The organism is Alistipes sp. AM16-43, from assembly GCF_003435745.1.
Lineage (GTDB): Bacteria > Bacteroidota > Bacteroidia > Bacteroidales > Rikenellaceae > Alistipes > Alistipes onderdonkii.
In genome coordinates this window covers 543,150-554,627 of record NZ_QTUQ01000001.1, presented here as the reverse complement: position 1 = coordinate 554,627, position 11,478 = coordinate 543,150, and the positions used below count along the sequence as shown (strand labels likewise).

At 59.7% G+C, this 11,478-nt stretch carries 8 protein-coding genes; 5 read left to right on the top strand and 3 right to left on the bottom strand.

What is annotated here, in order from left to right:
* Both DW189_RS02300 and DW189_RS02295 read left to right on the top strand, forming a co-directional pair.
* Complete coding sequence (locus DW189_RS02300; protein WP_055201999.1) at nucleotides 1-1,374, top strand: efflux transporter outer membrane subunit; 1,374 nt, start codon at nucleotides 1-3, stop codon at nucleotides 1,372-1,374.
* On the top strand, nucleotides 1,374-1,955 hold the full coding sequence (locus DW189_RS02295) for a TetR/AcrR family transcriptional regulator (protein ID WP_117506730.1): 582 nt from the start codon (nucleotides 1,374-1,376) through the stop codon (nucleotides 1,953-1,955). Before DW189_RS02300 ends, DW189_RS02295 begins: the two co-directional genes overlap by 1 nt.
* A 217-nt stretch (nucleotides 1,956-2,172) precedes the next feature.
* Here the strand turns inward: DW189_RS02295 and DW189_RS02290 are convergent, their stop codons facing one another.
* Nucleotides 2,173-4,599 carry an LruC domain-containing protein gene (locus tag DW189_RS02290; protein ID WP_232045586.1) on the bottom strand — a complete coding sequence of 809 codons (2,427 nt, stop codon included), beginning with the start codon at nucleotides 4,597-4,599 and terminating at the stop codon, nucleotides 2,173-2,175.
* A 417-nt stretch (nucleotides 4,600-5,016) separates the two neighbouring features.
* Between DW189_RS02290 and DW189_RS02280 the strand changes: the two genes are divergently transcribed.
* From DW189_RS02280 to DW189_RS02270, 3 genes are read left to right on the top strand one after another with little or no spacing between them, the layout of a single operon-like run.
* The gene (locus tag DW189_RS02280) at nucleotides 5,017-6,303 is read left to right on the top strand and encodes an O-acetylhomoserine aminocarboxypropyltransferase/cysteine synthase family protein (protein ID WP_022333688.1); all 1,287 of its coding nucleotides are present in this window, start codon (nucleotides 5,017-5,019) and stop codon (nucleotides 6,301-6,303) included.
* The gene (gene metX, locus DW189_RS02275; RefSeq protein ID WP_022333689.1) at nucleotides 6,303-7,319 is read left to right on the top strand and encodes a homoserine O-acetyltransferase family protein; all 1,017 of its coding nucleotides are present in this window, start codon (nucleotides 6,303-6,305) and stop codon (nucleotides 7,317-7,319) included. Before DW189_RS02280 ends, metX begins: the two co-directional genes overlap by 1 nt.
* A gap of 11 nt (nucleotides 7,320-7,330) precedes the next feature.
* A complete protein-coding gene (locus tag DW189_RS02270) occupies nucleotides 7,331-8,542 on the top strand; it encodes a homoserine dehydrogenase (RefSeq protein ID WP_117506728.1) in 1,212 nt (403 codons plus the stop codon).
* A 203-nt stretch (nucleotides 8,543-8,745) separates the two neighbouring features.
* Here DW189_RS02270 and DW189_RS02265 read toward each other — a convergent pair whose 3' ends face one another.
* Nucleotides 8,746-10,134, bottom strand: a complete 1,389-nt coding sequence (locus tag DW189_RS02265; protein WP_117506727.1) for a fimbrillin family protein — start codon at nucleotides 10,132-10,134, stop codon at nucleotides 8,746-8,748.
* Between the two features lie 88 nt (nucleotides 10,135-10,222).
* Nucleotides 10,223-11,425 carry an MFS transporter gene (locus DW189_RS02260; RefSeq protein ID WP_117506726.1) on the bottom strand — a complete coding sequence of 401 codons (1,203 nt, stop codon included), beginning with the start codon at nucleotides 11,423-11,425 and terminating at the stop codon, nucleotides 10,223-10,225.
* Between the last annotated feature and the right edge of the window lie 53 nt (nucleotides 11,426-11,478).

Sequence of the window (11,478 nt, the reverse complement as noted above, 5' to 3'; positions counted from 1 at the left end):
ATGAAAAAGCTTATTATCATACTGGCCGCAGCGGCCATGACCGGCTGCGGCATCTACAAGCCCTACACCCGTCCCGAGGTGAAAACCGACGGGTTGTACGGCACGGCCGAGACCGCCGACACGACGACGATCGGCAACATGGGCTGGGAAGAGATGTTCACCGACCCCTACCTGCGGACGCTCATCCGCCAGGGGCTGGAGAACAATACCGACCTGCAATCGGCGCAATGGAGGATCAAGGAAGCCGAGGCGACGCTTAAGTCGGCGCGCCTGGCTTACCTGCCGTCGTTCAACTTCGCACCTCAGGGCAGCATGAGCAGTTTCGACTGGGCCACGCCGGGCAAAACGTACAGTATCCCGGTCACGGCAAGCTGGCAGATCGACATCTTCAACGGCCTGACCAACGCCAAACGCAAGTCCAAGGCGCTCTACCTCCAGAGCAAGGAGTACGAACAGGCAGTGAAAACGCAGTTGATCTCGGGCATCGCAAATCTCTATTACACGTTGCTGATGCTCGACGGGCAATACGAGGTTACCGAGCAAACTGCCGGGAAATGGCGCGAGAGCGTCCGCACGATGCGCGCGCTGAAAGAGGCCGGCATGGCCAACGAGGCTGCCGTAGCGCAGTACGAAGGCAACTGCCTCGCCATCGAGGCTTCGCTGCACGACTTGGAATACCAGATCCGCCAGGCCGAGAACAGCCTTTGTTCGATGCTGGCCGAAGGCCCGCACCCCATCGAGCGCGGCCGCCTCGAAAGCCAGCAATTGCCCGACGACCTGACTGTCGGCATACCGGTGCAGATGCTTTCGAACCGCCCCGACATCCGCAGCGCCGAATACTCGCTGATGCAATCCTATTATGCCACCAGCGAAGCACGCTCGGCCCTCTATCCTTCGATCACGCTGAGCGGGACGTTGGGATGGACGAACAACAGCGGGGCCCGGATCGTCGATCCCGGGAAATTCCTCTGGTCGGCCGCCGCTTCGCTGCTGCAACCCATCTTCAATGCCAACGCCAACCGCGCCCGCGTGAAAATCGCCAAGGCACAGCAGGAAGAAACCAAGCTGGCATTCCAGCAGGCCCTGCTCAACGCGGGCGCCGAGGTCAACAACGCCCTCACGCAGTGCCAGTCGGCCCGCGCGAAAACCGGCCTGCGGACACAGCAGATCGAGGCGTTGGAACGCGCCGTGGAGAGCACGGAACTGCTCATGCAACACGGCAGCACGACCTACCTCGAAGTACTGACCGCCCAGCAGTCGCTGCTTTCTGCTCAGCTGAACCAGATTGCGGATCGTTTTGACGAAATCCAGGGTATCGTGAACCTCTACCAGGCTCTGGGTGGCGGACGCGACATCGCAGCGGAGGCGAAATAATGAAAAGGGGAGCGACCAAAGAGGAGATCATCCGCATCACGCAGGAGCTCATCACCCGGAACGGCATCCGTGCCGTCCGGGTGGATGAGATCGCGCAGACGCTGGGAATCTCGAAGCGCACCCTCTATGAAATGTTCGCTGACAAGGAAGACCTGGTGAGTGCCTGCCTCGATTTCATGTGCCACCAACAGCAGGAGCGCATCACGGCTTACAGGAAACGCCGCAGCAGGAGTTCGCTGCAACGGGCTTTCAAGCTGGTATATGAATACATCGAACACCTGTACACGGTCGAAAGCAGTTTTCTGTCCGACCTGCGCCACAAGGTGGCCTACGCGGAACATTTCGACGAACACCGGGAATTCTGGCGCAGCGAACTGACCGCCCACCTGCGCGGAAGCCGCGAAGAAAAGCTCCTGTTGCCCGAAATCGATGCGTCGAGCTTTGCCGACCGGATTCTGGAAACGATCTTCGAAATGCGGATAAACAATGCGACGCGCGAGGAGTCCTACCTCTTTTGCAGGACGATCCTGCGCGGTGCGGCAACCCGCGAAGGGGTCGAGCGAATCGACAGCCACCGATAATTATTCTGTAATACAATGAAAATCCCCGCAGGAGAGAGCCCTGCGGGGATTTTTTCTGTCATAATGGCGGGCGGCAGGCAAAACCCAGAACGAGAATACGGTTGGAATACGGGAAAGGCAAGAGGGGAGGGACGCAAATCCCGCCGTCGGGCATCCGCACAAAAAGGGCCGCACTTGCGAAGTACGGCCCTTTTCAACCATCATATTTAACCTCTGACTAATAGAGCAGGGTTTCGTCGGCTTCGTCCCGATACCATTCCACATGTTCCCGGCCGCCCGATGCCGCCCATGCGTTGAAATAGGTATAGACGTCCCGGATATCGCTGCGTTCGAGCGGATAGCGGAACTCACCCGGGATACACAGCGCCCACATCATGTAGTTGTTCTTCACACCGTCGCCCTTGGTGACGAAATAGCGGTAGGGATCCGACTCCAGGAAGGTATTGCCCGATACGACCGCGAATTGCGTCGGCTTGCGCCCCGGCATGTGGATCTCCGTCTCGCGGGTGAACGTGCCCGAACTCTTCTGGTTCACGACGATGAACGCATTGAGCGCCGACTCGCGGACGGCTGCGGGGTCGACCGGCTGCGCAAAGGTCACCGTCGTCGTGTGTTTCACGGTCGGTATGGCCACGCCCTTGGTCGTATTGATGTAAGTCCCTTCGCCCAAGATCTCCTGCGAGGTGTTGAAAAGCGGGATCACGGCCAGTTCGCTGCCCGATTCCGGGCCGGAGCCCGCAAACGCACCGCGGCCGAAGGTCGTATTGGTGGTCTCCACGCCGGCGACCTCCGAGGTACGAACCTTGTCCAACTGGATGGCAAAGGCATTCAGGTGCGCGGCACCTGCGGCCTTCAGTTCCCAGTTGATGCGGATCAGGCCGACCTTCCCGGTCTCCTTGTCGCTGCGGCGGTCGACGCTTACGACCACCACGACATCGTTCATGTCGTAGTCGCCGATCCACGGCCAGCCGTCCTCAAAGCAGTAGGTATAGGGTAAACCGTTGACCTCGACAAACTCGGGTTCCGGTTCCGGATCGGGCGTTATGGGCTGCCGGCCGCCGTTGCAGATGGCTTCGGGGAGCACGACCGTCTGCCTGGCACGCATCACGGCGCCGCCGGTGAGGCTACGCTCGTCGATGACGTATTTCGAATCGGCCGCATTGTCGTATACGACCTCCATCAGCCCGTCGAACTTTGTCCCGTAATAGCGCGAACTTACGCCCTTTTCGCGGATCACGACCACGGCCATGAGCTGGTCGGCGGCAGCCTGGCTCACGATACGGACATTGCCGCCCGACTTACCGGCATTATACTCGTCCATGGCGAAGATCGAGCCGGCAGCGGCGTACAACTCCGTATTGCTGTTGAAATAGACCTCCTCGGCATCGAGCCCCGCGCCGGATGCAATATAGAATCGGGCACCTTCGGCGGCAATTTCCTCGGCTACGGTATGGCAATTCACATAGAGTGTCCCCCCGCCGCGGGCTTCGAGTTTCTCCATCGAGGCCAAACCTTTCTGGTAAACGACCGAGTTGTTGGTCAAATAGAAAGTCCCGTCAACATCAACGACACCATTCTCGCAGTTAGACAGTTCGGCGTAGGAGTTGAGCTCCAAATCATCGCTCTCTATCTTGCCGTCGTTATAAAGTTTCGCCCGGTTGGTGATTTCCATGTCATCGGCCTCCAATTCTGCGGCGGCACCGTTGTAGAACGCACAGGAATTATTGATGTCGAACGTCCCGTCGACGATGAATTTCCCTTCGTTGACCACGGCCTTGCAGGAAAAGTTCGTTTTCCCTGCCGTGAACTTACCGCCTTCGAAAACGAAAATCGCGGGGTTGGGTGCGTTCTGCTGCATGTTCGCACTTGCTTCACGGATGTACACCTCGCCGCCCGGAAGCACTGCGAGCGTCGCCTGGCCGATCGTAACGGAGGCATCGAGCGTCAGTTTGCCCGCCACGTAGAGGATCGGCGAGGGGTTGGGGCTAAAGGTTCCGTTCAGGCCGATATTGCCCGTAACCTCGGCTCCTGCCGGGATATAATACTCCGCAGCGGCAAAAGGAGCCCAGCTCGCACCCAGGTCGATCTTGCCGGCAGGCGTACTCCGGATGATGGCCCCCTCGGCGAAATCACCCTCGGCCTTCGCCGCGAGCCGCGGGTAGTCGGGCATCGAACTGTCGGCCGCGGCGCGCGCCATCCCGGCCATCCGGAGTAAGGGCGTCCCGGCTGCGGCCTTCATCCGCGCACCGGCGACGTTCACCGACGCTGCGACCGGTTCCATGGAGACGGCCACCGTACCGTCGGGCAGGGTAGTCTGGACATAAATGTTCCCGATCCCGGCCGGGATCGTCACCGCGGTTCCGAACACGGGGCGGGATGGCGTCACCACACCCATCGCCACGATATTGCCGTCCGAGAGGATCGGGGAGCAATACACGCGGATAACGGCATATTGGGGCGTATTGCCCGTAACACTCGGCATACCGACCGAAATATCCAGGTCGCGGGTCGTTTCCCATTTGAAGTCGGCGGGAACTGCAGACGAGGGCTCCTGCGGTTCGCCGCTGCCGGGGCCCATGTTTTTCTGGCACGAAAAGGCCAAAAACGTCGTTGCAATAGCTGCAACAGCGTAAAGTCGTTTCATAAATTGATATTTTTAATCTATCCCTTGTGCATAGTGCACATTCTTCGACACAAATATAAACATTAATTTTTCAAACCAAAACTTTTCCGCCCTTTTGTTCAACAAAAAAGGTCGAGGTAGCAACTATGGCATGCAAAACCCCGGCCGCTAAACAGTTTTTTGCAAAAAAATCGGGCCGACCGCAAGCATGAGCCGAAAAATTCCTATATTTGCACACAGGAAAACATCCGAAAGCAGAAAATGATTGCCACGACGACATACCACGACACATACGGCGGCTCGCTCCGCAGTATGACCATGGATATGATGTACATGCGCAACCGATTCCGCCGGGTGTAGATTTTCCGTGTATACGAACGACACAATCCGGCTTCAGAGAGGTCGGATTTTTTTTGTAACGACTAAAAAACAGATAGCATGGCTGAGAAAAAATTACGTTTCGAGACATTGCAGATCCACGGAGGGCTGCAACCCGACGATCCCACGGGTGCCCGCGGTGTGGCGATATATCCCACGGCAGCATACCGTTTCAAGAGCTGCGAACACGCGGCCAACCTCTTCGACCTGAGCGAAGGGGGCAACATCTACACCCGGCTGCAGAACCCGACCACGACCGTATACGAGCAACGCATCGCCGCCCTGTACGGTGCCGTGGGGGCGCTGGCTGTCTCGTCGGGCATGTCGGCCATACTCATCGCCGTGCTCTCGCTGGCGGCCGAGGGCGACAACATCGTCGCCTCGCCGTTCCTCTACGGCGGCACCTTCACCCAGTTCCGCATTTCGCTGCGCAGGCTCGGCATCGACTGCCGCATCGCCCGAAGCGAACGCCCCGAGGACTTCGAGGCGCTGATCGACGGGCGCACGAAAGCGATCTACGCCGAGAGCATGGGCAATCCCACTTGTACGGTGCCCGATCTCGAAGCACTGGGACAACTGGCCAAACGCTACGACGTGCCTTTCGTCGCGGACAATACGTTCGGTGCCGCGGGCTACCTGTGCAACCCCTTCGAATGGGGTGCGAACATCGTCGTCGACTCGGCGACCAAATGGATCAACGGCCACGGCACGGCCATGGGCGGGGTGATCGTCGACGGAGGCAATTACAACTGGGCCAACGGCAAGTTCCCGCAGATCGACGGCCCGTCGGAAGGGTATCACGGACTGAATTTCCACGAGGCATTCGGCGCGGCGGCCTTCATCGTGAAGTGCCGCGTGGACGGTGTCCGCGACCTGGGCTGCTGCCCCTCGCCGTTCGACTCCTACCTGATGACGCTCGGGCTGGAAACGCTTTCGCTGCGCGTGCGGCACGAAGTCGAGTCGGCACGCAGGCTGGCCGAATACTGCCGCAACCATCCCAAAGTGGAGCGCGTGAGCTTCGTAGGCTTCGAGTCGCACCCGAGCTACGCGAACGCGAAGAAGTATTTCCGGTTCGGTTCGTCGGCCGTCTTCACCATCGAACTCAAAGGCACGCTCGACAGCACCGTGCGTTTCGTCGAATCGCTCAACCTGGCGGCACACATGGTCATGATCGGCGACTCGGTCACGGTCGTTACGCACCCGGCATCGACCACGCACAAACAGCTCAGCGACGCAGACCTCGCCGCAGCAGGCGTCACGCCGACCATGCTGCGCATCTCCGTCGGGCTGGAGAATACCGACGACCTTATCGACGACTTCGAACAGGCTTTCGCACACATCGGATAATGGAACCCAGCATTTACAAAGCACCCGGGCCGTTCGTGCTCGAAACGGGGCATACGCTGCCCGAGCTGAGGATCGCTTACCACACCTACGGCAAGCCCAATGCGGCGCATGACAACGTCGTGTGGGTATGCCATGCCCTGACGGCAAACTCGGACGTGGCGGACTGGTGGCCGCACACGGTCGAGGCGGGGTGTTTCCTGGACCCGGCACGCCACTTCGTGGTCTGCGCCAACATCCTCGGGTCGCACTACGGCACCACGGGGCCGCTGCACGTGAACCCGGAAACGGGAAGCCCCTATTACAAGGATTTCCCGCCGTTCACGATCCGCGACATCGTCCGAGCACACCGCCTGTTGGCCGGCGCGCTCGGCATCGGCCGCATCGACACGCTCGTAGGAAGTTCGGTCGGGGGATTCCAGGCCATCGAATGGGCGGTCTTGGAGCCGGAGCGCATCGGCAAACTGATCCTGATCGCCACGGCGGCCAAGGCCTCGCCCTGGACGATTGCCATCGACCAGACCCAGCGCATGGCCATCGAGGCCGACACGACGTTCGGCGAGCCGCGAGACGACGCCGGGATGGCCGGACTGGCTGCCGCACGCGCCCTGGGGCTGCTCACGTACCGGGGTTCGCTGGGATACAACCTCACGCAGCAGGACAGGGAGGAACTCCCCGCAGTACACCGCGCATCGACCTACCAGCAATATCAGGGCGAGAAACTCTGCCGGCGCTACAACGCCTACTCGTACTATGCCATACTCAACGCCTTCGACACCCACGACACGGGGCGCGGGCGCGGCGGGGTAGCAGCCGCCCTCGCACGCATCGAAGCCCGCACGGCAGTGGTCGGCATCACGACCGACATCATTTTCACCCCGGCAGAGATGCGCGAACTGCACGGCATGATCGCCGGAAGCACGTACCACGAAATAGATTCGCCGTTCGGGCACGACGGGTTCCTCGTCGAGCACGGGCAGTTGAACGACATCCTCTATCCGTTCATGAACAATCAATAAACAAGCAGCATATGAGCAAAATCAAAATCGGCCTGTTCGGGTTCGGCGTCGTCGGACAGGGAATCTACCAGGTAGTGCAGAAATCGAAGAACGCCCACGCGGAGATCGTGAAGATCTGCGTCCGCGACCCGGAAAAGCCGCGTAAGGTCGAAGTCGACAAATCCCTCTTCACGACGTCGGCCGACGAGATACTCGACAACAGGGACATCAACCTGATCGTGGAGGTGATCGACCAGGCCGATGCTGCATACAGCATCGTCAAGCGGGCCCTGCTGCGCGGCATCCCGGTCGTCTCGGGCAACAAGACCATGCTGGCGCACCACCTTCCGGAACTGATCGAGATCCAGAAGACGCACAACGTGGCGCTGCTGTACGATGCCTCGTCGTGCGGTTCGATCCCCGTCATCCGCAACCTCGAGGAGTATTACGACAACGACCTGCTGTTAGAGGTGAAGGGCATCCTGAACGGCTCGTCGAACTACATCCTCTCGCGCGTCTTCGACCACGCCGAGAGTTACGACAGCGCCCTGGCGCAGGCGCAGGCGCTCGGCTTCGCCGAAAGCGACCCGTCGTTCGACATCGAAGGCTACGATTCGCTCTTCAAGCTGGTGATCATCACCGTACATGCGCTGGGCACCTACGTCGCCCCGGAAAAGATTTTCACCTACGGTATCTCGACCATCCACGATTCGGACATCCGGTATGCCCGCGAGAAGAACGTCAAAATCAAACTCGTGGCGCAGGTCGTCAAGGTGAGCGACGAACACTTCACGATGTTCGTCATGCCGGAGTTCGTGACGCCCTCGAAATATATTTACAGCGTGGACGACGAGTACAACGGCGTAGTGATCCGCGGCGAGTGCTACGACCGGCAGTTCATGTTCGGCAAGGGCGCCGGGAGCCTGCCCACGGCATCGTCGATCCTGAGCGACATCATGGCCCGCCTGAACAACTACCGCTACGAGTACAAGAAGCAGAACTACATGCAGAAGCCCGACTACACGACGGACATCACGCTGAAGGTCTACGTGCGGTACAAGGAGACCGACGTGCACGGCATCCTGAATTTTACGAAGGTGCACGAACAGTACACCAGCGAAGACAGCAACTACGTCATCGGCGACATCCAGCTGAGCGAACTGCTCGCCAAACGCGACCGGCTCCGGGGAAAGGACGTGTTCCTGGCCAACATCCCGATTTTCTTCCTGAACCGCGACAACTGACACGACGCGGGCACTGGGCTCCTGCGGGGTGGGACACGCATTCGCTGCGCCACCAAAAGGTCATCACGCAATGGCCTGTGCTCACCGCAGCCCCGAGGAAAACCGCACGGCGGCCTGCCGCAGCGGGCAAACCCACCGTAAAAAGACGATCCCCGGCTCATCCGAGACCGGGGATCGTTCCGTTGCCGCATCCTCGGCTACGGCTATATATCCTTCACGCAGCGCAGCGAGACACCGTTTCCGGCCGGAAACGGAGCAAGCCCGGCTACGATACCGTCAGACGAATAAAGCAAGGCCTTATACATTGCGCCGTTATCTTCCGAGGTACAGCTCATCAGGTACCCCTTCTTTTCCGCAACATACAGACCTGCATCCGAATTCCACATCCCGGCGCTACGGAGCAGGGACGCATCGTATTCGGGGCTGGCGATCATCTGCTCGATCTCGGCGCCCGTGGGGACATGCCAGCCCGGCGGACAAATCCCCTGCACCGGGGTGCCGGATGCAGCCGTCGCACCGCCCAGGGCCGTTGTGAAGCTGTAAAGCAACCCCCGTTCCGCGACATATTCGGCGTCGTTCGATCCCGCCGTACCGCGGCAAGGGTACCAGATACCGGTTCCGATCTGGGCACCGTCAGGCAGGTAACGCAGGTTCCGGGTCATCCAAACCCGTCCGCCGATCGTCGCGGTGGGGTAGTCCACACCCCCGTAGGAAAGCGTCCCGGGGTCACCACCCTCGCCGCCGCCCTCACCACCGCCGCCATCACCGCCGCCCCCTTCGCCGCTACCATCGAGCGAACCGCCGTCGCCCCAGTCGACGACTTCGCCGCTCAGTTCCACGTCGATGTCGATATTGGTCACAACGACCGACATGTCGTAGCGTTTCCCGCTTTCGAGCTGTGCCGAAGAGAGGGTTTTGCTGCGGCTCTTTCCGTCACCGGTCGCTACCGTAACCGTCAGGGTGGCCTGCTGCGGCACAAGGATGGCACGGTAGGCGGCATCGGCCGTCACTTCGAACGCCTCGACGTCGGCAGCAGCAGCCCCGCTCTTGGCCGCGGCGGAGGGCACCGTGAAATCGACCACGGCCGTCGGGACGAGTCCGCCGACCGTAACCCCCGTAACCGGGGCGTCGGAATTGTTGGTAAGGACGATCGTCAGCTGCGACATCACATGGTAAAAGAGCATCCCGACAGGTGCCGAAGATGGGGTAACCTCTTTTTTCACCGCGACCAGCAGGTCGGACGATGCACCTCCCGACGTCTGGTCTGTAGCAACGGAAAACTCCGCGGGCATTCCCTGTTCGGAGTAAGGATGGTAGGCCGTGAGCGTCGATTTTTCATTCGAATCGTTATACCACAGCAAATCCGGGGCCGTAAAGGCCGTACCGTCGTAGGTCATCAGGACATTCTGCACGTAGGTTTCCGAACCTTTGGCAATGCTCAGCCCGATGCGGTCGCCGGTATCGAAATGCAATCCCGTAACACGGGTCTGGATCGTCGGCGCGATTTTCACACAAGGCGTACCTGTGTCGGACTTTGAGCAGCCTGCCGCAAGGGCAGCGGCGGCCAAAGCCGTCAGAAGTGTTGTTTTCATCTCGCGATAATCGTAATAAGGTGTGACTTTTCAGCACAAATTTAAACCTTTTTACGTCATTCACAACACTTTCGAACAGTTTTTACAATCAATTCCGGTAATAGGATTCGTCGAGTCCGAGCGTAAAGCTGCCCCGGCGCAGGAGTGTGACAACAGCCACGGCCAGCACCAGTGCCGCATTGAAAAAGAAGGGGAAGCGGTCGCTGTGCGTCCCGAAAACATGACGGAAGAGGTCTACGATAAAAGGGCAGACCATCACGGCCAGGTAATTCACCGACATGACGAACGAAAGGGCCAGCGTAGCGGAACGCGGCGGGGCGATGGTCGCCGCCTTGTCGTAAATGACAGGCTGCATGATCCCATACCCAAGCCCGGTGCAAAGCGCCCCGAAGGCCAGCATCGCCTTGCCGTGGAAAACCCCGACACACAGCAGCCCCACACAGACCAGCACGAGCGCCACGAGGTTGACGTTCCGCTTCAAAGAACGGATAATCTTGTCGATGAACAGCCCCGGCAGCATGATCGCAAGGAAAAACAGCGAGATCAGCACCCCGGAAAACGAGCTGTCGATCTTGTAGTCGTCGATCAGGAACGAGGCATAGAACGTCACGACCAGCACGGCGTAGGTGACGAAGAAATAGAACACCATCAGCCCGGCGAGCTTACGGCGGTCGATCATCTTGTGCCGCAGCTGGATGCTCTGTTCCGGCTCGGGAAAGGAGCGCTGCCGCTTGAGCAGGAACGACAGCGCAAGCGAAATACCCGGCAGGGTATAGACCAGGAAGGGCAGGTGCCAGTCGACGTTGGCCAGGTATCCCGTCACGACGGTCGCCAGCACGAGCGTCAGGTTGTTGATCGACGAGCTGTACCCCAGCTGCCGGACACGGTAATCGCCCGTAAAGTAGTCGACCACGAGCCCCGTGGAGAAGGGGATTACCATACCGGCGCCGATACCGAGGATACAGCTGATGACGATGAGCCACATCATGCTCCGGGCGAAGAGGCATGCCACGCCGCTCAGGAAGAAGACCGACAGTCCGACGGCGAGGATCTTGAGCTTGTCCTTGCCGACGGAGAGCTTGCCGGCAAGCAGGACGAAGGGGATGATCAGCAGCGAGGGCAGCGACGTGAGCATCTGTATTTCAAGGTCGGTGGCCTTCGGGAAGATTTTATTCAGGTCGCCGAGGATCGGCGAGATCGCCAGCCCCGGCAGAGAGGCGATTGCCGACACCGACCATATCGCCAGCAGCACCCCGAGCGTAATCGTACCTTTGCCTGTCTTGATTTTCATTGCCAGTGGATTTACACGCCCACACAGCAAGTGTTATACCAAAGCAGGGCGGG